General features: G+C 62.3%; 22 protein-coding genes and 2 pseudogenes. 10 read left to right on the top strand and 14 right to left on the bottom strand.

Annotated features, from left to right (window positions below):
- Positions 1–120: 120 nt before the first annotated feature.
- On the bottom strand, positions 121–948 hold the full coding sequence (locus NKH28_RS15895) for a ferredoxin--NADP reductase (protein WP_352771472.1): 828 nt from the start codon (positions 946–948) through the stop codon (positions 121–123).
- A 218-nt stretch (positions 949–1,166) separates the two neighbouring features.
- Between NKH28_RS15895 and NKH28_RS15900 the strand changes: the two genes are divergently transcribed.
- The 3 genes from NKH28_RS15900 to NKH28_RS15910 are packed head-to-tail and all read left to right on the top strand — an operon-like array spanning position 1,167 to position 5,683.
- On the top strand, positions 1,167–3,251 hold the full coding sequence (locus NKH28_RS15900) for a hydantoinase/oxoprolinase family protein (protein ID WP_352979575.1): 2,085 nt from the start codon (positions 1,167–1,169) through the stop codon (positions 3,249–3,251).
- Position 3,252: 1 nt separating this feature from the next.
- The gene (locus NKH28_RS15905) at positions 3,253–4,968 is read left to right on the top strand and encodes a hydantoinase B/oxoprolinase family protein (RefSeq protein WP_352979577.1); all 1,716 of its coding nucleotides are present in this window, start codon (positions 3,253–3,255) and stop codon (positions 4,966–4,968) included.
- Positions 4,940–5,683, top strand: a complete 744-nt coding sequence (locus tag NKH28_RS15910; RefSeq protein WP_352979579.1) for a hypothetical protein — start codon at positions 4,940–4,942, stop codon at positions 5,681–5,683. The genes NKH28_RS15905 and NKH28_RS15910 overlap by 29 nt, the downstream gene beginning before the upstream one ends.
- 28 nt (positions 5,684–5,711) lie before the next feature.
- On the opposite strand, the gene NKH28_RS15915 is transcribed toward NKH28_RS15910, so the two are convergent.
- From NKH28_RS15915 to NKH28_RS15930, 4 genes and pseudogenes are all read right to left on the bottom strand, one after another.
- Positions 5,712–6,368 carry a methionine ABC transporter permease gene (locus NKH28_RS15915; RefSeq protein ID WP_352979581.1) on the bottom strand — a complete coding sequence of 219 codons (657 nt, stop codon included), beginning with the start codon at positions 6,366–6,368 and terminating at the stop codon, positions 5,712–5,714.
- A complete protein-coding gene (locus NKH28_RS15920; protein WP_502906628.1) occupies positions 6,349–7,446 on the bottom strand; it encodes a methionine ABC transporter ATP-binding protein in 1,098 nt (365 codons plus the stop codon). Before NKH28_RS15920 ends, NKH28_RS15915 begins: the two co-directional genes overlap by 20 nt.
- A 100-nt stretch (positions 7,447–7,546) precedes the next feature.
- Positions 7,547–8,394: pseudogene (locus NKH28_RS15925) on the bottom strand (MetQ/NlpA family lipoprotein).
- Positions 8,395–8,739: 345 nt separating this feature from the next.
- On the bottom strand, positions 8,740–9,039 hold the full coding sequence (locus NKH28_RS15930) for a DUF1236 domain-containing protein (RefSeq protein WP_023677114.1): 300 nt from the start codon (positions 9,037–9,039) through the stop codon (positions 8,740–8,742).
- A 96-nt stretch (positions 9,040–9,135) separates the two neighbouring features.
- Between NKH28_RS15930 and NKH28_RS15935 the strand changes: the two genes are divergently transcribed.
- Positions 9,136–10,143: a DUF1236 domain-containing protein gene (locus NKH28_RS15935; protein ID WP_502906629.1), complete on the top strand. Its 1,008-nt coding sequence runs from the start codon at positions 9,136–9,138 to the stop codon at positions 10,141–10,143.
- A 105-nt stretch (positions 10,144–10,248) separates the two neighbouring features.
- On the opposite strand, the gene NKH28_RS15940 is transcribed toward NKH28_RS15935, so the two are convergent.
- Positions 10,249–10,491 carry a polymerase gene (locus NKH28_RS15940; RefSeq protein ID WP_352979583.1) on the bottom strand — a complete coding sequence of 81 codons (243 nt, stop codon included), beginning with the start codon at positions 10,489–10,491 and terminating at the stop codon, positions 10,249–10,251.
- Positions 10,492–10,737: 246 nt separating this feature from the next.
- On the bottom strand, positions 10,738–11,292 hold the full coding sequence (locus NKH28_RS15945) for a DUF4142 domain-containing protein (protein WP_352473087.1): 555 nt from the start codon (positions 11,290–11,292) through the stop codon (positions 10,738–10,740).
- 255 nt (positions 11,293–11,547) lie between these two features.
- Here NKH28_RS15945 and NKH28_RS15950 point away from each other — a divergent pair, with 255 nt between their 5' ends.
- Positions 11,548–11,778, top strand: a complete 231-nt coding sequence (locus NKH28_RS15950; protein WP_352473085.1) for a hypothetical protein — start codon at positions 11,548–11,550, stop codon at positions 11,776–11,778.
- Between the two features lie 78 nt (positions 11,779–11,856).
- On the opposite strand, the gene NKH28_RS15955 is transcribed toward NKH28_RS15950, so the two are convergent.
- Positions 11,857–12,294 (bottom strand): hypothetical protein, encoded by a 438-nt coding sequence (locus NKH28_RS15955; RefSeq protein ID WP_352539853.1) that lies wholly within the window; start codon positions 12,292–12,294, stop codon positions 11,857–11,859.
- A gap of 183 nt (positions 12,295–12,477) precedes the next feature.
- Here NKH28_RS15955 and NKH28_RS15960 point away from each other — a divergent pair, with 183 nt between their 5' ends.
- Positions 12,478–12,642, top strand: coding sequence for a DUF3309 family protein (locus NKH28_RS15960; protein ID WP_023677107.1), 165 nt, complete (start codon positions 12,478–12,480; stop codon positions 12,640–12,642).
- Positions 12,643–12,908: 266 nt separating this feature from the next.
- On the opposite strand, the gene NKH28_RS15965 is transcribed toward NKH28_RS15960, so the two are convergent.
- Positions 12,909–13,106 (bottom strand): hypothetical protein, encoded by a 198-nt coding sequence (locus NKH28_RS15965; RefSeq protein WP_352449586.1) that lies wholly within the window; start codon positions 13,104–13,106, stop codon positions 12,909–12,911.
- Between the two features lie 501 nt (positions 13,107–13,607).
- On the opposite strand from NKH28_RS15965, the gene NKH28_RS15970 reads away from it, so the two are divergent.
- Both NKH28_RS15970 and NKH28_RS15975 read left to right on the top strand, forming a co-directional pair.
- Positions 13,608–14,339: a Crp/Fnr family transcriptional regulator gene (locus NKH28_RS15970; RefSeq protein WP_352473082.1), complete on the top strand. Its 732-nt coding sequence runs from the start codon at positions 13,608–13,610 to the stop codon at positions 14,337–14,339.
- A 169-nt stretch (positions 14,340–14,508) separates the two neighbouring features.
- Entirely contained in the window at positions 14,509–15,036 is a 528-nt protein-coding gene (locus tag NKH28_RS15975) for a YciE/YciF ferroxidase family protein (protein ID WP_352614258.1), read from the top strand.
- Positions 15,037–15,159: 123 nt separating this feature from the next.
- On the opposite strand, the pseudogene NKH28_RS15980 reads toward NKH28_RS15975, so the two are convergent.
- Together NKH28_RS15980 and NKH28_RS15985 are read right to left on the bottom strand one after the other, a co-directional pair.
- Positions 15,160–16,157, bottom strand: a pseudogene (locus NKH28_RS15980) (ATP-dependent DNA ligase).
- A 30-nt stretch (positions 16,158–16,187) separates the two neighbouring features.
- A complete protein-coding gene (locus tag NKH28_RS15985; RefSeq protein WP_352473079.1) occupies positions 16,188–16,355 on the bottom strand; it encodes a hypothetical protein in 168 nt (55 codons plus the stop codon).
- A 226-nt stretch (positions 16,356–16,581) separates the two neighbouring features.
- Between NKH28_RS15985 and NKH28_RS15990 the strand changes: the two genes are divergently transcribed.
- Positions 16,582–17,286: an MgtC/SapB family protein gene (locus NKH28_RS15990; RefSeq protein WP_352473102.1), complete on the top strand. Its 705-nt coding sequence runs from the start codon at positions 16,582–16,584 to the stop codon at positions 17,284–17,286.
- Between the two features lie 103 nt (positions 17,287–17,389).
- Positions 17,390–18,652 carry a DUF763 domain-containing protein gene (locus tag NKH28_RS15995; RefSeq protein WP_352979585.1) on the top strand — a complete coding sequence of 421 codons (1,263 nt, stop codon included), beginning with the start codon at positions 17,390–17,392 and terminating at the stop codon, positions 18,650–18,652.
- A gap of 10 nt (positions 18,653–18,662) precedes the next feature.
- On the opposite strand, the gene NKH28_RS16000 is transcribed toward NKH28_RS15995, so the two are convergent.
- From NKH28_RS16000 to NKH28_RS16010, 3 genes are all read right to left on the bottom strand, one after another.
- Positions 18,663–19,106: a PPC domain-containing DNA-binding protein gene (locus NKH28_RS16000; RefSeq protein ID WP_023677099.1), complete on the bottom strand. Its 444-nt coding sequence runs from the start codon at positions 19,104–19,106 to the stop codon at positions 18,663–18,665.
- Between the two features lie 24 nt (positions 19,107–19,130).
- Positions 19,131–19,283 carry a peptide ABC transporter permease gene (locus NKH28_RS16005; protein ID WP_352769229.1) on the bottom strand — a complete coding sequence of 51 codons (153 nt, stop codon included), beginning with the start codon at positions 19,281–19,283 and terminating at the stop codon, positions 19,131–19,133.
- Between the two features lie 105 nt (positions 19,284–19,388).
- Entirely contained in the window at positions 19,389–21,104 is a 1,716-nt protein-coding gene (locus NKH28_RS16010) for an HAD family hydrolase (RefSeq protein WP_352979587.1), read from the bottom strand.
- Positions 21,105–21,107: the final 3 nt, after the last annotated feature.

Here is a 21,107-nt window from a genome sequence, read left to right on the forward strand (position 1 = left end):
AAGCAGCGCTTCACGAGTCCTTCAAGCAGTCATAGCGGAAAAAGGCGGTCAAGGCAGCCAGATTTTTGACCGCATGATCAAAATCAGGGTCTCGAACCAGTGGACGCTGAGCTGCGCGTCTCAGCCGACGAAGGCGCGCTCGACGACGAAGCTTGCCGGATGGTGCAGCGAGCCTTCCTGGAAGCCGAGGCTTTCGGCCAGTTCCTTGACGTCCTTGAGCATATGCATCGAGCCGCAGATCATGATGCGGTCGGTCTCGGGATTGAGCCTGTCGATGCCGAGATCGGTGTAGAATTTGCCCGAGCCGATCAGCGCGGTGATGCGGCCCATGCGCACGGAGGTCTCGCGCGTCGTCGAATTATACAGCGTGACGCGGCCGCCGGTCAGTTCGCCGATCAGCGGGTCCTTCTCAAGCGCTGTCACCAGCTCCTGGCCGTAGGTGAGCTCGGCATTGTCGCGGCAGGTATGGGTCAGGACCACCTGCTCGAACTTCTCATAGGTGTCGGGATCGCGCAGCAGGCTGGCGAAGGGTGCGATGCCGGTACCTGTCGAGATCATGAACAGGCGCTTGGCCGGCGTCAGCGCGTCGACCACCAGCGTGCCGGTCGACTTCTGCCGCATGATGACTGTATCGCCGATCCCGATTTTCTGCAGCTCCGAGGTAAGCGGGCCGTCCGGCACCTTGATCGAGAAGAATTCGAGTTCGTCGTCCCAGGACGGGCTGGCGATCGAATAGGCGCGGAACACTGGCTTCTCGGCATTGGGCAGGCCGATCATGACGAATTCGCCGGAGCGGAAGCGCAGCGACTGCGGCCGGGTGATGCGGAACGAAAACAGCCGGTCGGTATAATGCTTCACCGAGACCACGGTTTCGGCATAGACATTGGCCGGTATCGGGAACTGCAGCGGCCGGGCGCCGGCTGTGTTGAACGCGGATGTGGTGTTCATCAAACCTAACCTTCTGGGCCGGCTCAGCGCCGGCGCCAAATCTCCACCTGCGCGCCCGAACCGGTCAGGTTCCAGCGTGCCGTTTGCACACTCCGAAGCGGTAAGCTCTTGTGTCCGGAATTTATTAGTATACAAACGATATTTGCGTCAAGACGCCACCGTAAAACAGCTTTCCAAACTAAGGCATCTAGGCAGTTCGGGCATTTCGGGTTTCGACAATGGGACAGAATTTTTCGGCGCGAGCGCTGGATTCGACTGGCGGCGTCGTCGCCGGCATCGATGTCGGCGGAACTTTTACCGACCTCCTTCTGATCGACGGCCGTGACGGTGGCCGGGTGCATATCGCCAAGACCCCGACGACAGTCGACAACCAGGCGTTCGGCGTCGTTTCGGCACTTGGCGCCACCGGCTTTCCGGTCGACGGCATCGACCTCATCGTGCACGGCACGACGACGACTACCAACGCGGTGCTGGAGCGCCGGCTGGCCAAGACCGGCATGATCACCACGCGCGGCTTTCGCGACGTCATCGAGCTTGGCCGGCGGACACGGCCGCAGGCCTATGGCATGACGGGCACCTTCGTCCCGATCATTCCGCGCAATCTGCGGCTCGAAGTGTCGGAGCGGGTCGAGGCCTCGGGCGCGGTGCGCATCCCGCTCGACGAGGCCGATATGCGGACAGCGATTTCACAACTGATCGCAGCCGGCTGCGAATCCCTGGTCATCCATTTCCTGCATTCCTACGCCAACCCGGCGCATGAGCGGCGCGCCGCCGAGATCGCAGGGGAGCTTTGGCCGAACGGCTACATCACGACAGGCCACGCCCTGCTTTCGGAAGCGCGCGAATTCGAGCGCGGCGTCACCGCTTCGGTCAACGCCTCGGTGCAGCCAATCCTCGAACGCTATGTCGAGCGGCTGCGCAAGGAGCTGGCGTCAAAAGGCTACGCCCGCGACTTCCTGATCATGAACGGCAATGGCGGCATGATCTCGGCCCGCTTTGTCACACGTGAGTCGGCCAAGACCGTCATGTCCGGCCCCGCTTCCGGTGTCATCGCTGCCGCCTATACCGGAAAACGCGCCGGCTTCGAAAATCTGGTCACCTACGACATGGGCGGCACCTCGACCGACGTGGCGCTGATCCGCAACGCCGAGCCGGCGGTGTCGAACGAGATCGAGATCGAATATGCGATGCCGATCCACGTGCCGATGGTGGCGGTGCATACGGTCGGCGCCGGCGGCGGCTCGATCGCCCGCGTCGATGCGGCCGGCCTGATCCAGATCGGCCCGGAAAGCGCCGGCGCCAATCCCGGCCCGATCTGCTACGGACGCGGCGGCTTGGAGCCGACCATCACCGACGCCAATCTGGTGCTTGGCCGGCTGGCGCCGAAAAAGCTGCTTGCGGTGGAAAACCCGGTCACCGTCGAACGGGTCACCGGCATATTCGAGGACAGGATCGGCCGACCTACCGGCCTGTCCGGCGTCGAGGCGGCGGGTGCGGTGCTGCGGCTCGGCAACGTGAAGATGGCCGGCGCCATTCGCATGGTCTCGGTGTCGCGCGGCCACGACCCGCGCGATTTCGCGCTGTTCGCCTTCGGCGGCGCCGGGCCGCTGCATGCGACGGCACTGGCGCGCGAACTAGGCCTGCCGAAAGTGCTGGTGCCGGCGCGGCCGGGCATCACCAATGCTCTCGGCTGCGTCGTCGCCGATCTGCGCCATGATTTCGTCAACACGGTTAACCAGCCGGTGGCCAGTCTCGATGAAACCCAACTCCACGAGACATTGGAACGGCACCGAAACGAAGGCGAGGAGCTGATCGGCAAGGAAGCGGTGAAGCCGGAAGCAATCCGTTTCACGCATTCCGCCGACATGCAGTTCGTCGGCCAGACGCATATCATAAACGTGCCGCTGCCGTCGTCTGCGATGACACGCGAGGGACTGCAGCAACTGTTCGAGAAGGCCTATTTCGCCCGCTTCAAGGTCGAGCTACCCGAGATCCGCGCCAATCTGGTCAATCTCAACACCTCGGTCACCGGCGTGCGGCCGGCCATCGATCTGTCCCGGCTGATCGACCCGGCTGGGCGCGCCAAAACGCTCGAAGAGGCGCGGCGCGAGATCCGGCCGGTCTGGTATGGCGGGCGCTGGTACGACACGCCGGTCTACAGCAGGGAAAAGTTGCCGCTCGACGCAACAATCGAAGGTCCGGCGATCCTCGAACAGATGGACGCGACGACTGTGCTGGAGCCCGGCGACCGGGCGCGATCGGATGCCGACGGCAACATCATCATCGACATCGGTGAGGCCTGAGATGGCGCAGCTCGACACCATTACGCTTTCGGTCCTCCAGGCGGCCCTGCAGCAAGTCTGCGACGAAATGGACCTGACGTTTTCGCGCGCCGCGTTCTCGCCTGTCATCGCCGAGGCCAATGACCGTTCGGATGGCATCTATTCGGCGCTCGATGGTTCGCTGATCGCGCAAGGCAGCCAGGGCCTGCCGGTGTTCGTCGGCGTCATGCAGTATTCGACCAAAACCGTGATCGAGATGATCGCCGACGGACGCTGCCTGCCGCCCGAGCCGGGCGATATCTACATCGTCAATGATCCCTATCTCGGCGGCACCCATCTCATGGATGTGCGCTTCGCCATGCCGGTCTACCGCGACGGCAGGATATTCTGCTGGCTTTCGAACACCGGCCATTGGCCCGACATTGGCGGTTCGGTGCCGGGCGGATTCTCCGCCTCGGCAACGGCGGTCGAGCAGGAAGGCTTGCGGTTGCCGCCGGTGAAACTGTTCAAGAAGGGCGTGCTCGACCCGGAGATCTACGCCATCATCTGCTCCAACATCCGTGTCGCCGACCAGCGCATTGGCGATATCCGCGCGCAGGCGGCGGCACTGCTGATCGGCCAGGACAGGCTTAATGGAATCCTGGATCGTTACGGAGATGAAACGGTTGTCGAAGCGATCGCCGAACTGCGGCGCCGCGCCGCTGAACAGATGCGCGTCAACATATCGGCCATTCCCGACGGAATCTATCGCTCGCAGGCCTTCGTCGATTCAGACGGCGTGGTAAACGAGCCGCTGATCATCGCGCTGGCAGTCGAGAAAAAAGGCGACACGCTCAGCTTCGACTTCTCGGGCTCATCAAAGCCCTGCGCCGGGCCGATGAACAGCGTGCTGGCGACGACCTTGTCCTCGGTCTATCTCGCCATGCGGCACATTTTCCCCGACGTGCCGATCAGCGCCGGCGCCTTCGAGCCGCTGATCGTCAAGCGGCCGGAAGGCACCTTCCTCGACGCCAAATATCCGCGCCCGGTATCGGGCTGCGCGGCCGAGGTTTCGCAGCGCATCGCCGAGGCGGTGTTCGCGGCGATGGTGCAGGCCCTGCCGGACAGGGTGACGGCGGCTCCGGCCGGCTCCAGCGGCAATTTCGCGCTCGGCGGCAACGATCCGGCCCGCGGCCGCGATTATGTCATGTACCAGATCTCCGGCGGCGGTTATGGCGGCAATGCCGGTCACGACGGCCTGACCAATGGCTGCTCTACCATCGGCATCTCCAAGTCGCCGCCGGTCGAGATCATGGAGCAGGCCTTCCCTGTGCTCTACCGGCATTATGCGCTGCGCGAAGGCTCGGGCGGCGCCGGCAAGCACCGCGGCGGGTTTGGTCTCGCCTATGAGGTAGAGATCCTGCGCGGCGACGCCCGCGCCTCTTTCGTCATGGATCACGGCCGGTTCGGCCCGCAAGGCGCGCTCGGCGGCAAGGACGGCGCGGTCAACACGGTGACTGTGTTCCGCAACGGCGAGGAACATGTGCCGCCGCACCTCTCCAAGGAGCAGGACATCGCGCTGAAGGCAGGCGACCGCGTGCGCGTCGGCACACCGGGCGGCGGCGGCTACGGCGATCCGTTGCAGCGCGATCCGCAATTGGTCGCTCGGGATGTCAAGCTCGGCTACTATACCGCAGAGCAAGCCAGGGACCTGTTCGGAGTCGTAGCGGATGAGCAACCCAAATCCCCTGGAGGCTGATCTCTCGTCTGAACTGGCCTACGCAGTCGAACGCGTCTATGCCGCTTTCGCGTCTTATCCATCGCCCCGCCACCTGCATGGCTCGCCGTACAAGGATTTGGAATCGATCTTTCGGGGAGTATCCAGTGGTCCGCTTCGGGAGCTCAGTGGTGAAAACCTCGGCGCCTATGCCGGATCGGCCATATGGACGGTCGGCGACGTCGATGACTACCGGCACTTTCTGCCGAGAGTGCTTGAACTTGCCATCCAAGGCGAACCTTCGATGGGGTTCGACGCCAACGTGATTGCCGCAAAGCTCGAAAGGACCTCCTGGCGCGATTGGCCGTTGGAAGAACAGCAGGCTGTCGAGGAGCTGTTTCAGGCTGCCTGGCGAAAAGCGATGACCATGCATCCCGATGAAGGGAACGCGGTTCCCTGGCTGGAGGGCATAGTGCTTGCCGGAATGGATGTAGCAGCTGCATTAGCGGCATGGCATGATAGCCCTTACCCCGAGGCCATGTTGCACTGTGCGGACTTGATTACCGGCAACATCAAGACACTCGATAAGGGGCACGTGATCTTCAGCGAACAGGTCACCACATGGCTTCTATCCGACAGTCTCGCCTGGCACTTGTTCACCGTCGCGGTCGAGGCTCCCTTGCGCCCCGACGATCGCGAAAAGCTCGCTTGGGCGAGCGAGACCATCGAGGACAATCTGAACTTTCCCGGAAATTAAAGGCATTGATTGGGCCGCGGTTCGCCGGTCACGCTCTGTGGTCCAGCCTCGCGACCAGCCGGTCGCCGGCCCACTGGATGCCGCAGACCAGGACGATCAGGACGATGACCACGGCGATCATGACGGACGTCTCGAAGCGCTGGTAGCCGTAGCGGATGGCGAGGTCGCCGAGGCCGCCGGCGCCGCTGGCGCCGGCCATGGCCGAGGCGCCGATCAGCGTCACCAGCGTCACCGTGAAGCCGGCGACGATGCCGGGCAACGCTTCCGGCACCAGCACCTCTCGAATGATCGTCCAGCGGTTGCCGCCCATGGCGCGTGCTGCCTCGATCAGCCCGTGGTCGACCTCGCGCAGCGACACTTCGGCGATCCGGGCATAGTAAGGCGTCGCCGCGATCGACAGCGGCACGATCGCTGCCCAGGTGCCGATCGAGGTGCCGACGATCAGCCGCGTCACCGGGATCAGCGCAACCAGCAGGATGATGAAAGGCACCGAGCGGAAGCCGTTGATGACAGCGCCAAGCGCGCGGTTCACCCACAGGTTTTCGGCGATGCCGCCGCGGTCGGTGGCGACCAGCGCCAGGCCGAGCGGCAGCCCGAAAACCAGCGAGACGAGGCCGGAGGCGGCCGTCATCAGGATCGTTTCCCAGATCGAACGGACGAGAAGCTCAAACAGAACCGGCGACATGGCCAAGCACCTCCACCCGCGCTTGGCGGGCTTTCAAGAACGCGATCACCTCTGCCAGGTGAGCTTCATTGCTGCCGGCGACTGCCACGAACAGTGTCCCGACAGGCTGCTGCTGGACGTGATCGATGCCGCCATGCACGAGGCGGAACGAGCCGGGAACTGCCGAGGCAAGATCGGACAAAAGCGGGCTTCGGGCGGCCTCACCGGCCACGTCGATCCTGAGGATCGCCTCCACGCCGGCGTTCTGCGTTAGCTGGCTTGCGATCTCCACCGGCAATTGCGGCCGGATGCCGCCGAGCAGGCTTTGTGTGATCGCCGATTTCGGGTCGGCAAAGACCGACCACACCGGCCCTTGTTCGACGATCCGCCCAGCGTCGATCACCGCGACCCGGTCGGCGATCGAGCGGATCACCTCCATCTCATGCGTGATCAGCAGGATGGTCAGGCCAAGCTGCCGGTTGATGTCCCTCAGCAAGGCAAGGATGGAGCGCGTCGTCTCCGGGTCGAGCGCCGAGGTCGCTTCGTCGGACAAAAGTAGCGCCGGGCGCGCCGCAAGCGCCCGGGCAATGCCGACGCGCTGTTTCTGTCCGCCCGACAGCGACGCCGGATAGGCTTTCGCCTTCTCCGACAGCCCGACGAGCTCGAGCAGCTCGGCGGCGCGCGCCAGGCGTTCGGCCCTGGGCCGGCCTTCGATCTTGAGCGGCAGCGCTACATTGTCTTCGACCGTCTTGGCGGACAGCAGGTTGAAATGCTGGAAGATCATGCCGATGCGCCGGCGCAGCGGCTGCAATTCGCGCTCGCCGAGCCGGCTGATGTCGCGGCCTTCGATGAAGACCTGTCCTGAATCCGGCCGCTCCAGGCCGTTCAGGCAGCGTATCAGCGTCGACTTGCCGGCGCCGCTGCGGCCGATGATGCCGAGGATCTCGCCCTGGCGCACGCTGAGCGACACGCCGTCCAGCGCCGCTGTCGCGCCGAAGCGGCGTTTCAGCTCGATGAGGCGCACGACATCGTTCGGTCCGGCGGAGCGGCCGCCGACGGGACGCATGACTTCGGTGACCGAGGCGAAATGCTGGTTCATGAAAGTTCCTGTATTGGTGTCCCGCAAACGCGATCGCGGTCCGCGTTGAAGCGCGGACCGTTTTATCATGCCGGGCTTCGGCGCCCAGTCGAGCTCGGCATCAATAGGCGCTGATGCCGGTTCCCTTGTAGACTCGGTCGAATTCGGCCTTCACCTTTTCGTTCTGATAGGAGGCGACCAATGTCTTACCCAGGACTGGTTTTCATTGCCGGCCTTGACCGCGATGAAATTGCGGTAGGGATTGTCGGCCACCGCCTCCTGGGCGATGCGATTCTCCGGTGTGAGGCCGCTTTTAAGCGCCCAATCCGTGTTGACTACGGCCGCGTCGAGGTCTTCCACCGAGCGCCCGACAATCCCGGCGTCAAGCTCCTTGACGACCAATTTCTTCGGGTTTTCGGCAATGTCGGTGGTCGTCGCCAGAATGCCGGTGCCTTCCCTGAGCTTGATCAGACCTTCGCTCTGCAGGACGCGCAGTGCGCGGCCCTCATTGGACGGGTCGTTCGGCACGCCAATGACGGCGCCTTCTGGCAGGTCGGCAATCTTCGTGTACTTCTTGGAATAGAGGCCGATCGGCCAGACCCCGGTATAGCCGACCGGGACGATGTGATAGCCCTGCGTCTTGATCTGGTTGTCCAGATAGGGCTTGTGCTGGAAGGCGTTGGCGTCAATTTCGCCACGCTCGAGTGCTTCATTCGGCTGGGTGTAGTCGTTGAACACCACGGTCTCGATCGTCAGCCCCCTCTCCGCCGCCTGGGCGGTGACGACGCGCCACACATCCTCGTCCTCGCCGCTCATGATGCCGACCTTGACCGCCGTCTTGTCTTCGGCGAACGACGGCGCAGCAAGGCCGACAATCCCAACCGCCGACGCGAAAAGTACAGCCAGACCGGCGCGCCGGTTTATACTTGCGGAGAGAAATGAGAGCAAAGTGTTGGTATTCCCAGACATGATCTATCCCGTCGGTTCTGAAGTCGTTGCGGCCAGGCGGAGTGCCAAGACTTGCTGGCATCATCGGGAATGCTGACCGCCGGATCAAAGCACCGTATTTCCCGCGAAATGCGAAGCCAGGAATATTCTCTCAAAGTTTCGGGCCTGGCGAGCACAGGGCGTGCTGGGATCATGCGTTCTAAGCCAATGCTGGTTCAGAAATTGTCCGGACGTCGTCTCCGCTATGAGGCCCGCCGTGCTTCGAAGCGGCGGGCCTTTCTGCGTCCGAATGCCCAACACGGGCAGCAGTGTGGGATGTCGACAATGCTGGACGCGCCGCATGTCCCTTCAAAGCGACGCGCTTGCTCACTCGATGACCTTTACAATCCTGCGCGTGCCAGGATCGACCAGGACGGTCCGATTGTCGACGACGACATAGCGGTATTTGACGTCGGGAACCTCATGAAGCTCGACGGTATCGGGCAGGGTCGAGCCGACATTGAGCTCCACGCCGGGAAGCTGGACGGACGCCAGAGGCTGCTTTTTCACATACTCGCGTACGATCGTCTCCTGCTGCGGTTCGATGACCACGTCCTGAGCGGCAGCGGCGCCAATACCCGCAAGCAGCAAGAACCCAGCCGCGGCTGCCGAAAGATGCATTCTCATGATCGTCTCCTTTCATGGTGCGCCACCTCTACGCTGCGCCGCGTCATGCTGTTCGCAGCGGGGTCGCTATAGGCCGGTAACGTCATCAGGTGGAGCTTGTTCCGCCACTCGGATCGCTTGCCGTTTCGCTCCATTAGTTTGGAACAAAGTTTTTTAGACGCAGTTTTGCGGGGTGAAGGGACGCGTTTTCCAAGGAGATCTCTCATGAAAGGCGTTCTGATCACCAGCATGTTAGCAATCAGCGTCAGCTGCGGGGCCGCACTTGCCCAGACGCAGCAGTCGACCGGCGATCAGTCCGGCGCCAATTGTGCAGCGGGCACTGCCAATTGCCAGAACGGCGCCAAGATGGGCGAGCAGGCTCAGGGCAAGGCCGGCGCCACCACTGATCAACAGGCGCAGGGCAAACCGAAGCTGAAGACCGGCGAGCAGGCACAGGGCAATGCTGGCGCTACGACTGACCAGCAAGCCCAGGGCAAACCGAAACTGAAGACCGATCAGCAAGCCCAAGGCAAGGCTGGCGCCACGACTGACCAGCAGGCCACGGGCAACACGAAGATGAAGACCGAGGAGCAAGCCCAGGGCAAGGCTGGAACCACCACCACCGAGCAGGCTCAGGGCAACACCAAGATCAAGCCCAATCAGCAGGCTCAGGGCAAGGCTGGAACCACGACAACCACCGAGCAAGCTCAGGGCAAGCCTGGCGCCACGACCGACCAGCAGGCCACGGGCAGCACCAAGATGAAGACCGACGAGCAGGCTCAGGGCAAGGCCGGGACCACGACCACCGAGCAGACCCAAGGCAATGCCTCGACGCAGACGCAGGACCAGAGTTCGACCGCTTCCATCAGCAATGTGACCGTTGAACAGAAGACCCAGATTACCCAGGTCATCAAGGAAACGAACGTCCAACCCGTTTCCAATGTCGATTTCGACATCTCCGTCGGCGTCGAGGTCCCGCGAAAGAAGGTCCGGCTGCATCGTCTGCCGGCGCGCATCGTCAAAATCGTTCCGGCTTATGAAAATTACGAGTATTTCGTGCTCGCTGACGGCCGGATCGTCATCGTCGACCCGAATACCTACAAGATCGTGATTATCCTGACCTAGTCGTGGCCAGACGGTCTACCGTGGGTTGATTCACCAAAAAAGCCCGCCGCGCAGCTCGGGCGGCGGGCTTTTCCGTACCCAGCTCCAGCGTCTGCAAATCGCAAATCAAGGTCCGTCCTCGGGGCGAGGAGTGAGCACGGTATGATCGATGGTGTCGGGCAGGCAGGGACTGGGCAGGCAGCTTGTTCGGACTGACGCGGTGGTCATGGCATCGATATCCGTAACCAGCACCATTCTCGCGTAGTGCCGCGGCCACAGCGGCTCTCCAAACGGGACGAAGACGCCGCCAATCATCAAGGCCAGCAACATGAGTGCCGTAACATTTGCAAATATCTCGCCGTAGCGCATGAAGGCAGCCTGTCCCGTTCGGAAAGCGATTTCAGCCTGTGACAGCGGCGACCAGGACGGCGCCGAAAGCCGGCGCTACTATCCTTGACGCCCCGCGAACGCCGCCTTCCATTGGATCCTCCCCGAACAAGCCGGGTAAATAACGGCACTCTCGGTGCTTTGTTCCCGGCCGTGTGCCGGACGACAGCCGCGTCACACAGGCCGTGTGTGGGGCGGCCTTTCGTTTGCAAAAGGCACTCTTCGCTCTCATTGATGTGCGGCAGCGAGGTCCTTGACGTGACGTTCGTGCATTTGCAGCACCGGCAGCGTCTTCTTGGCAAACTCCTTCATCGCCGGATCGTCGCCGGAATTCGCGTAAGCGGAAAACAGCGCCACCGCTTCCTTATGCGCCTGGGTCTGCATGTCGATATATTTCGATTGGAAACTGTCCCCGCTGGCCTCCTTGAGTTGGTCGAGCAGCGCTTGGTGCTTGGTGTCCAGCGACGGGCCGGCCGGCGCGGTGGCCGAAGTCGTCTGCCCCTTGCTGAGCGCCGCCTTGAAGTCCTCGCCGGCCTTGGTATGGTCCGTGACCATTTGCGCCGCGAAGGCCTTCACATCGTCAGCCGTCGCCTGCGTCTGCGCAAGTCGGCTCGATTCGATTTCAAATGTATTGGCGATGGGCACGGTCTTGACGAATGTCGCGGTGTCAACCTTGCTCATGGTGTCGGTCGTCAGCGGCGTCAGCGTCGCCGATTGGGCAAAAACAGCCAAAGGCGCGCCGGCCATCATCGCTGCCGCAGTGATGGATAGAAGCGTTTTCATGGGGGTTCTCCGAGGCTGATGTCATCCCTCCGATGGCTCAACGCGGAAGCTGCGACGAGGTTGCCTGGTCGCAGTGGCCACAGCCGCCGCGAGCCAAACAAATGATTTGGATAACACAAAAATACAAAAATAGAGGACGCCGGCTGGGTCCTGCAAAGTGCAACGCAACCCGTAGGACCGTACGGAATCGTACAAGCTCTTTCGCTTTGCCGCAGTCTTGCTATCGTCTGCCGGGACAGATGGGTGGAGGCTTCCGTGGGGCAGATCAAGTCGCCGCTTGGAATCGGTATTGATACCGACAAAGCCGTTCATATCGTCATGGCCGACTACAATTCGGGCGACATTCTCTCGACCACTGTCGTCATAGCCGATTTGCGCAAACGCTTTCCCTGGTTCCGGCAAACCGACGAGGAACTGGTTGGCTTCATCGTTCGGGCGCTGGACGGTCGGGAGATCGCGGTCAGCTTCGACCACCGCTGCCGTTAGACGGCCGATTTTCATCGCCAATGCAGCCGCGGAGCGTACGCTCCGCAGCCTCATCACAGACTATGATAAACCGGGCGCTTACTTGCCGCAGTGGTTGTCGTTCACCGTCGGCGCCATCGTGCCCGGAGACTTGCCGGTCGCGTCGGGCAGAGCCCCCTGCGGGCCTGGTGGGCAATTCCGGTCGGCATTCGAATTCGTCGTTGAGAAATCGCGAATGCTGTTGGTGATGGTCGAATCCGTGCCGGTGTCAGGGCCGCCATTATCCGGGACTACTATCGTCCGCCCGCTGCCGTCGGCAGCGGCTCCGGAGGGATCGCCGACGTTCTGGGCCATCGCTGACGTGGCCAGACCGATCGTAAGCGCCGAAGCTGCGAGAATTTTCGTGAGCATGATGCTTCTCCTTTTTACGAGGGTCGTCGCGTTGCGACTACGAAAACAACCGTTCGGGCGGGCGAAGGTTCCGACAAATTCCCCATGAATTTCAGCATGTTCTTGGGTGTTCAAGGCGGCCGCCATGCCATTCTCCGCGGGCATGCATCTGTGGACTTTTCTGACGGCCCGGCCCGGCATTTTGCTCGCCGCATGAGCGTACGCCTTACCGTCCCGCCGGAACAGGAATGCTCCTTGTGAGTTCATACCTTTGTACAATGCGACGCGCTGATGCGAATGGCGGCAGCGCAAACAAGGAGAGCAGACATCATGGGCCTTGGAACCATTCTCATCATCATCTTGGTCCTTGCCTTGCTTGGCGGCTTCAGCGGCTTGGGCGGCGGACCGTTCTATGGCACGGGCTATTACGGTGGTGGCGGCCTCGGCTTGGTGCTGCTTATCGTCATTATCCTGGTCCTGCTTGGGCGCATTTGATGCATGTCGTGCAAAAGTGTGCAGCGGTTTTGTGATAACGACATGCATAAAACAGGAAGCTAAAGCGCGTCGCATGAGGCCGGCCAAACGCGACACGCGTTAGTGTCACGCTCGCGACAAAAACGCCTGCCGCTTGGTAATTAGCGCCGGGCGTTTTGTCGTGAAAAGACTAGATTTCCAAGATCCTTGGCAAACCGGGACCCTGGCTAGAAAGGGCGACTCGGTGCCGAACCTTTCGGCGCCGAGGACGCCACCATAGCAGCAGCTTATTGTTGGCGATCGGCGGCCAGCGCTTCTTTCAGATCGGCGTTGAGCACACCCTCGTTGAACAGCGACATGATACGGGCTGCCAACCGCTCGCGGACAGGACTGTCGTCCGCAACACCCAACTCGCGGCAGCAGTCGTCGAGCGCTTTTCTCAGCACGCTCAGTTCGGCTGGAGTTGCTGCACCTTGCATCGGCATGCCATCCTCCCTTGAAAAGGGCGAAAGCGCGAAGCGTCTTTCAAGCGTCCACTCGCCGTGCCTGTGTGGACGACTCCAATTCAATTAGCGCCGCTCTCGTCCAAACTCAATGTACGGAAATTACCAAGCAGACAGTTTGGGAACGACTGCCTTGCACCTGCATTGTTGCTGCGATCCAACCCACCCCTCATTTGGATCACTGGGCGTAGCCCACGACGCCCGAATGGAGCCCGTTGCATCCCTCGCGACGGGCTCTTTTCGAGCCCGGCGATCTCAATTGTCGTTTTCGTACCAAACCGACTTTGGTACGTTTCCAACTCTAACTTTCAGTCGGATGTTTTCGTAGGCAAGCGGCAGGAGAAACTGCCGTGCATCGATTCATTTTTTTATTTAGTAGGCTCCATACCTTTCAGTGCTTATATAAGCGTTATCGTCCGCAGGTTATACCGGGCGCGGACGGCTGGGAGATAAAAAGGCTCTTGCCCTGTTTTGGGCCCAGCTATGTCTGATCCAGCAAATTCCAATAAAAATCCGTACAAAAACAAGCTGTTGCGCCGAATGAGCGCCGGCGATTTCGCATCTCTCGAGCCGCACATCGAGCGCTGTTCGCTGGAGTTACGGCAATCGCTCGAAGTGTCCGGATCGCCGATCGAGGCCATTTATTTCCTTGAGGACGGCATCGGTTCGGTGGTTGCGAAAATGCCGAACGGCAGCGATGCGGAAGTTGGCCTTGTCGGCTTGGAAGGTATGACCGGCTCGGCCCTGATAATGGGCGACGACCGTACGGTCCATGATTGCTATGTGCAGCTGGCGGGAGAAGCTGCCAGGATCGACGCCGAGCCGTTCAAGGCGGCGCTGACGCAAAGCCCGACGCTGCGGCTGTTCTTGCTGCGCTACGTGCAATATCTGCATGTCCAGACTGGCTATACCGCGCTGGTCAACGCGCGATCGAAACTTGAAGACCGGCTGGCGCGCTGGCTTCTCATGTGTGACGATCGGGTGGATGGCGGCCGGCTGACGATCACGCACGAATTCCTGTCGATCATGCTTGGCGTAAGGCGCCCGGGTGTAACGGTCGCGCTGCAGCTGCTCGAGGGGCGAGGGCTCATCCGGTCCCGCCGCGGCGAAATTATCATCCGCGATCGCGATGGTCTCGTCGCACTGGCGGATGGCGGCTACGGCCTGGCCGAGGCCGAATATACCCGCCTGGTCGAGCATATCGGCGAGCGCTGACGGCGCTTTTCTGGCCGATTGCTGCCGCAGGTCGAAGGCCCCTGCGACACCACACGGCGGGTCGGAAAAATTTGCAAAGCTGCCGGACCGTCAGGGAACTTGTTTCCTGTCGGAGGGTTATCGGACGCCTCCACTTTGCGAGGCGGCACCAACCATTCGGGAGAGGATCATGGCGACTACGAAAAAGGCCGCGAAGGCGGCAAGCAAGGGCCTTGAGGATCTGTTCCTCGACGGGCTCAAAGACCTCTACTACGCCGAGAAGAAGATACTGAAAGCGCTGCCCAAAATGGCCAAGGGCGCGGAGTCGGAAGAAGTGACCGCCGCTTTCGAGAAACACCGCATGGAAACCGAAGGACATGTCGACCGCCTCGAGGAGGTGTTCGACAAATTCGGCAAGCCGGCCCGCGGCAAAACCTGTCCGGCGATTGACGGCATCATCGAAGAGGGCTCGGAAATGCTCGAGGAGTATAGTGGTGCTCCCGCGCTCGACGCCGGGCTTGTCGGTGCGGCGCAAGCCGTCGAGCATTACGAGATCGCTCGCTACGGCACTTTGATCGCGTGGGCGGAAGAACTCGGCAAGAGCGACGTTGTCGAGCTGCTCAGGGCAACTCTCAAGGAAGAGGTCGCGACCGACGAAGCGCTTTCCAAGCTCGGCGAAAGCGGCGTCAACGAACGCGCCATGCAGGAAGCTGCCTGATTTCAAAACCGCAACCGAGCCTTGGTTGCCAAGGCTCGGTTGGCCGCGGCGAACCGGTGAAATTCTGCATTGGTCCGTCATGAACGGGCAGCAAGCGCCTTGAAGCGGTGCCTCGGATCGGACTTACTCGATCTGCTCGAACGTGCATTGCCGCGGCTCCTTGTCCGGCCGCCAGCGCAACAGCTTGGTTCCGTGCCGGAACCGGTCGCCTGTCACATGGTCGAACCGAACCTCGACCACCAGTTCAGGCTTTATCGGTTCCCATTGTCCGCTCCGCTCCGTGCTCCAGCGGCTTGGTCCGTCCGGCGCCTTGCCGGTGAAACCTGGTTTGGCCCGCAGTTTTCCAGCCGTCTGGTCAGCGCCGCCCTGTCGTTCTTGCCGATGGTCGAAGTGAATCCGACATGATCCAGCCTGCCTTCGTTATTGTAGAGGCCAAGCAGCAGAGATCCGACTTCGTTGCTGCCGGCGAGATAGCGAAAGCCGCCGACCACGCAATCCGCAGTGCGCAGCCGCTTGACCTTGACCATGGCGCGCTCGCCGGGCCGGTATGGCTCGGCGATCAGTTTTGCAACAACACCGTCGGTCGAGCCGTGGCCGGCGCCCTGCAGCCAGCGCTCGGCGGTGGCGGCGTCGTGCGTATATTTGGACAGGTGCAGTTGGGGCCGTGCCGCCGACGCGACAAAGGCCTCAATCGCCTGCCTCCTGGTGGTGAGAGGCTCTTCGATGATGATCCTGCCGCCGGGTTCGGCCAGCATGTCGAACAGGACCAGCATGGCAGGCGTCTCGAGGCTCAACTTGCGGATCCTGCTTTCGGCGGGATGAAGGCGCATTTGCAGGGCCTCGAACGAGGACGATCCGTCGACCTCGATGACAATCTCGCCGTCGGCAACAAACCGTCGCGAGCTCACATCGCGCAGCACCGCGACCAGTTCGGGAAAATAGCGGCCAAGCCGCTTGCCCGATTTTGCACGCAGATCGACGGCATCGTCGCCCTTGAACACGAGGCAGCGAAACCCGTCCCATTTCGGCTCGTATTGCCAAAGCCTGTCGCCGCCAGGGATTGCATCGGCGGCTTTGGCTTCCATCGGACGAAGGTCGAGCGGCAACGGAAATGCGGTCATGGCTGGTCCGCGCCGCCGCTACGGCATTCGCTACCGCCGTCGGCCATTCCTCTGTGCCCCGCTTTGCCGCCTCGGCGCCTTGCGGCCGGCTTGGTCGGCTGAAGGCGACAGCGGATCGACCTCGTCGGTCCCGCCGATCTCCTTGGTGATGCGATAGGCCAGATAAGCGACGGCTCCAGCAAGCAGCAAGCGGACCATGACTGCAAATCCTTCGTTGGCGTGAACCCACCAACCCGCAGGGCGAAGGTTTTGTTCCGCCGCTGCCAATCGCCGGAGTGAATCGTCGGCGGCGCAACCAAAATCCAGGCGCATCGTTTGTTGCTTATCGACGAAAAGAATTTGCGATGAAGACGCTCTTGCCCTTGTTCGCTTTGACCATGGCGCTATTCCTGGCCAGCAGCGCTTGGCCTGACGGGTGACCGCGATGCTCCTCGTTGTTCCGGTCTGGCAGGACATCGCGGCACGACTGCTTCTGACCGCGCTCGCCGGCCTGTTGATAGGCCTCAACCGCGAGGCGCGCGGGCACGCGGCGGGGCTACGCACCACCGTGCTGGTCGGATTGGCCGCCGCCATCACAATGATCCAGGCCAGTATTCTGCTCGAGACCGTTGGCAAGCACCCGGATTCGTTTGCATCGATGGACGTCTTGCGCTTTCCGCTGGGCGTGTTGACCGGCGTCGGCTTTATCGGCGGTGGCGCCATTCTTCGCCGGGGCAATCTTGTCAGCGGCGTCACCACGGCGGCCACGTTGTGGGTGATGACGGCGATCGGATTGGCTTTCGGTGGTGGCCAATACGGCTTGGGCGCGGCCGGCACGGCGCTGACGCTGGCCACCTTGCTGGTCCTGAAATGGGTGGACCTTCGAATGTCGCGCGAACACCATGCCCAGTTGGCACTGACCTGGAAGGCCGCAGCCCGACAGGAACTCGATACGATGATCGGGCCGCTTGGCTACCGGGCACGCCTCGTCGCGATAGAGAGGCGCCCGGATCTCAAAGACCCTGTTTTCTCGTTCGAGATCAGTTGGAGGCGGCCGGACACTGGGGCACCGCCAATGGATCTGCTGGAATCGGTGGGCGAGCATTGCGAGATCCAGAAGTTTGATCTCCTCAGCGAACCTGCCCGCTAGCTGGCGGCTTGCAACGATCGCGGCATGAATCAGGCCATAGCTTCTCCACACCCCTTTCGATACCTATCTGTCGAGGCAGGACTCAAGGAGCAAGCAAAAGACCGTGGCACAGCGATCGGGAAGTGCTGATCTCCCACTTCACGGCGGGCGCGTGCCGAAATGGCTCGGCGACCGCATGACGCGGCTTGGCGCGGTCATGTGCGAGGCGATCATCCACCATTACGGCCGCGATGAATTGCTGCGCCGGCTGGCGCATCCGTTCTGGTTCCAGTCTTTTGGCGCCGTGATGGGGATGGACTGGCATTCCTCCGGCATCACCACCAGCGTCGTCGGAGCGTTGAAGCGCGGTCTGTCGCCGCTCTCCGGCGAGCTCGGCATCCACGTTTGCGGCGGCCGCGGCGCGCATTCGCGCAAGACCCCGCACGAGCTTGCCCTGATCGGCGAGCGTGTCGGCCTCGACGGGCAAGGCCTGGCGACTGCCAGCCGGCTTGTCGCCAAGGTGGACAGCGCCGCGGTCCAGGACGGTTTCGATCTCTATCTGCACGGCTTCATCGTCACCGATGACGGCAACTGGGTGGTGGTGCAGCAAGGCATGAACGGCGACAGCAAGGTGGCGCGCCGCTATCACTGGCTGTCCGAGGGCCTGAAGAGCTTTGTCGACCAGCCGCATGCTGCCATCGAGGGCGCCAATCAGGGCGAGATCGTCAACCTGACCGACCGCCGCGCCGAAGCGTCGCGCCAGGGACAACTGGACCTTCTGCACGGCCTTGGACCGGATCGCATCGTGAGGGAGCTTGCCGCTTTGGAGCGGGGTTCGGCGCCAGCGCCGGAGCCGGCACAAAAGCTGCTGCCGCATCTGGTGATGCCGGCGCACCACGATGTACGCGAAAGCGATGTCGTCATGCGCCGCCTGCACGGCAACATCGCCGCGGCGGCCGAGCGCGGCCCGACAGATTTCGCCGGGCTTCTCCTGGTGCCCAATGTCGGCGCGCGCACAGTGCGGGCGCTGGCGCTGGTCGCCGAAGTGGTGCATGGCGCGCCGTGCCGATTTTCCGATCCCGGCCGCTTCTCGCTGGCGCATGGCGGCAAGGACAGGCACCCGTTTCCGGTGCCGCTGAAGGTCTATGACGAGACGATCGGCGTGCTGAAGTCGGCTGTCCACAAGGCCAGGCTCGGCCGTGACGAAGAGATCGGCGCGTTGCGGCGGCTGGACGACCAGTCGAGGCAGGTCGAGCGCTATGCCACCGGGCCGAGCCTGAAGGAAATCGTCGCCGGAGAGTTCGAGCAATCGCATCTGCTCGGCGGCCGCAGCGTCTTCGGTTGGGAGGTTGTACCCGAAACGGCCGCAGTCAAATCAACGAAGTGATCGGCTCGGATCAAGCCTCCAAGTCGATCAGGGCGACGCCGAGTTCGGGACGGTGCCTGCGGCGCAGATGGCCAGGCGTCTCCACCAATGTGACCTCAAGCGTCGGCCGCACGATGCCGTCCAGCAGATGACCGCCCCTCGTGGTGCCGTCACTCAATCCAAGGACTGCGTGGACGTGCAAGCTGGGCCTGCCGTCGTCGCCGATGGCAACATCGCCGATCGCGCTCAGCACTTCACACTGTTCCCGGACGGGGATTTTCCGGTAGGTCCTTTCTCCAGGGTCGAACCAGCCGACGGTTGCACTTTCGAAAGCGCCGAGCGCGGTCAGCGACGCGCCGCCGACGCCACGGTCGACCGCAAATGACGTCAGCTGCGCAAACGCCTCTTCGCCGGGATCAAGCACAACGACGAACGTTCTCTGTCCGGCGCTTTCGGCGACAAGCTGTGATTTCATGATCTTGCTCCAGCCGTGAGGAATTCAAATCCACCAAACCAGCAATGCCAGCAAGACGAGACCCACCAGGCCGCCGATGAAAATGATCCGGCGCGCCCGCGTCCGCAGGATGATCTCGCCCTGCCGCGCCTGCTCCGCCGAAAAGACAGGACCATTCTTGTCCCGGTCGCTGCTCATCCATCGTCTCCTTCCGGGGCATTATTCGGCATTGAATGGATCTGGCGCCCGATAGAACACAATCTCGTTCGGCGGATGAGGTTCCACGGCGGGGCGCCGTTGCAGCTATTCCTTTGGCGCGGTGGCGGGCGCGGTATAGCGGCGGCGCACTGCGTCCAGGATGTGGTTGCGGCTCTCCTGCGCCGAAAGTGTGCCGTCTTTCTCCGCTTCGGCGGTTTCGCGCGCCAGTTCCTTGTCCCTGATCTGGTGGCGAAACCATTCGGAATAGTCGCCGGCGCGCAGATGATGTTCCCAGGTCCTGTCGTCGATGCCCTCGGCGATCTGGGCGAAAATCATCAGATTATGGGCGCGGAGGTTCATCGCATTGTCGGGGCCGCGGAAATAGAAGCTGCCCTTCTCGTCCAGCTGGCCCTCGGCATATTTGCGGCTGTGGCGCTTGAGCGACTGCCGCGGTTCGATCGGCTCGACCATGGCAGGTTTCTTGCGCGCCTGCGGCCGCCAGAACAGCACGCGCTCGTCTTTTGGAGAGTTCAGGTCCTTGTCCTTTGGCGGTTCGGTGCCGGTCTCGCGACAGAACGTCTTGATGACCTTTTTCGCCTTGGGGCCGAGTGCGATGACGGCGGTGACCAGCCGCAATGCCTCGGTTGAGATCGCGTCCGGATGAACCGTGATCAGGATCGTGCCCGGCAATTCCATGGCCAGCACCATTGGCGTGTCGTCGCGCCGCTTCGGCAAGAGGTGATGCGCCTCGTCGATGATCAGCCAGTGTGGTCGTGCCGTGCGGAAGCGAACACCGCCAAGGCCCAGCAGCAGGTCGGCAAAGAAGTCCGGCCGCTCGTTAACGCGCAGCGCCAGGCCATTGACGACCAGATTGTTGTCCGGCTTCCCCAGGAGATCGAGCAGTTGCGTCTTCGTCGGCGCGTTCGAGCCGTCGCCCAGCCGGACGGCGCCTTCGAGGCCATCGTAGTCGCCTTCCGGATCGAAGATGCAGAACTGGAACTTTCTCTCGACGAAGCGCTCCGTCAGTGCGGTCGCCAGGGTCGATTTGCCGATGCCGGAGCTGCCGGCGATCAGCACCGTATCGGTTGGCGACAGATACACCTCCTTGCCATTCTCCGAGCCAAGCACAATGCCGTCGCGGCTCGGCACAAGCTCGCGATCGCGCTCCACCACCTTGGCGATCAGTTCCTCGACGCCTTTTCCGCGCGCGCCGCGTGTCACGAGATCCGCCGTATCCTTGACTGCCGGCAGTGCGTTGTCGACGGCGACGCTGAAGCCGCAGGCGCGCAGGAAGGCGTGGTCGTTTTCGGCGTCGCCGACACCGACGACGTTGTGCGGCGACAATCTGAGGTCCTGAAGCGCAGCTGTCAGCCCGGTCGCCTTGTTGATGCCGCTGGGCAGGATCATCACCGCGCCCTTGTTGAAGATGATTTCCAGCTCCAGCCCCAATTTCTTGATGACCTCGAGCGCGGTAGCCTGATGCGGTTCCCAGGTTGCGACGATCGAGCGTCCGACCGAAAGCGGTTTGACACCGCGTTTCCTGAGTTTGGCGATGAACTCGGGGGCGGGCGGCGGAGATATCGTCCGCTCCTCCTCGCTGGCCGGCGTGTAGATCAGCGCCCCGTTTTCCGCGACCACCTTGTCGAAGATCGCGACTTCGGGAAAGACACGTTTCAGGTCGGGCAGCTCGCGCCCGGTGACGAGAATGAGTTTGCGGCCGCTCTTCTTGAAGCGTTCAAGCGCCGCAAGCGTCTTCTTGGCAACGACCCCTTCATGCGCCAGCGTGCCGTCATAGTCAGTGGCCAGGGCAATGAAATACATGCC

Origin of the sequence: Mesorhizobium sp. M1227 (assembly GCF_040318315.1) — a bacterium.
GTDB lineage: Bacteria > Pseudomonadota > Alphaproteobacteria > Rhizobiales > Rhizobiaceae > Mesorhizobium.

Coding starts and splice junctions, on each gene's coding strand:
- NKH28_RS15940 (WP_352979583.1), bottom strand. CDS start 10,491: ATGCGCTACGGCGAGATATTTGCAAATGTTACGGCACTCATGTTGCTG.
- NKH28_RS15955 (WP_352539853.1), bottom strand. CDS start 12,294: ATGGCGGCCGCCTTGAACACCCAAGAACATGCTGAAATTCATGGGGAA.
- NKH28_RS15920 (WP_502906628.1), bottom strand. CDS start 7,446: ATGAACCAGCATTTCGCCTCGGTCACCGAAGTCATGCGTCCCGTCGGC.
- NKH28_RS15930 (WP_023677114.1), bottom strand. CDS start 9,039: ATGAGAATGCATCTTTCGGCAGCCGCGGCTGGGTTCTTGCTGCTTGCG.
- NKH28_RS15985 (WP_352473079.1), bottom strand. CDS start 16,355: ATGGTCCGCTTGCTGCTTGCTGGAGCCGTCGCTTATCTGGCCTATCGC.
- NKH28_RS15945 (WP_352473087.1), bottom strand. CDS start 11,292: ATGAAAACGCTTCTATCCATCACTGCGGCAGCGATGATGGCCGGCGCG.
- NKH28_RS15910 (WP_352979579.1), top strand. CDS start 4,940: ATGAGCAACCCAAATCCCCTGGAGGCTGATCTCTCGTCTGAACTGGCC.
- NKH28_RS16005 (WP_352769229.1), bottom strand. CDS start 19,283: ATGAGCAGCGACCGGGACAAGAATGGTCCTGTCTTTTCGGCGGAGCAG.
- NKH28_RS15990 (WP_352473102.1), top strand. CDS start 16,582: ATGCTCCTCGTTGTTCCGGTCTGGCAGGACATCGCGGCACGACTGCTT.
- NKH28_RS16000 (WP_023677099.1), bottom strand. CDS start 19,106: ATGAAATCACAGCTTGTCGCCGAAAGCGCCGGACAGAGAACGTTCGTC.
- NKH28_RS15895 (WP_352771472.1), bottom strand. CDS start 948: ATGAACACCACATCCGCGTTCAACACAGCCGGCGCCCGGCCGCTGCAG.
- NKH28_RS16010 (WP_352979587.1), bottom strand. CDS start 21,104: ATGTATTTCATTGCCCTGGCCACTGACTATGACGGCACGCTGGCGCAT.
- NKH28_RS15970 (WP_352473082.1), top strand. CDS start 13,608: ATGTCTGATCCAGCAAATTCCAATAAAAATCCGTACAAAAACAAGCTG.
- NKH28_RS15915 (WP_352979581.1), bottom strand. CDS start 6,368: ATGTCGCCGGTTCTGTTTGAGCTTCTCGTCCGTTCGATCTGGGAAACG.
- NKH28_RS15960 (WP_023677107.1), top strand. CDS start 12,478: ATGGGCCTTGGAACCATTCTCATCATCATCTTGGTCCTTGCCTTGCTT.
- NKH28_RS15905 (WP_352979577.1), top strand. CDS start 3,253: ATGGCGCAGCTCGACACCATTACGCTTTCGGTCCTCCAGGCGGCCCTG.
- NKH28_RS15965 (WP_352449586.1), bottom strand. CDS start 13,106: ATGCCGATGCAAGGTGCAGCAACTCCAGCCGAACTGAGCGTGCTGAGA.
- NKH28_RS15900 (WP_352979575.1), top strand. CDS start 1,167: ATGGGACAGAATTTTTCGGCGCGAGCGCTGGATTCGACTGGCGGCGTC.
- NKH28_RS15975 (WP_352614258.1), top strand. CDS start 14,509: ATGGCGACTACGAAAAAGGCCGCGAAGGCGGCAAGCAAGGGCCTTGAG.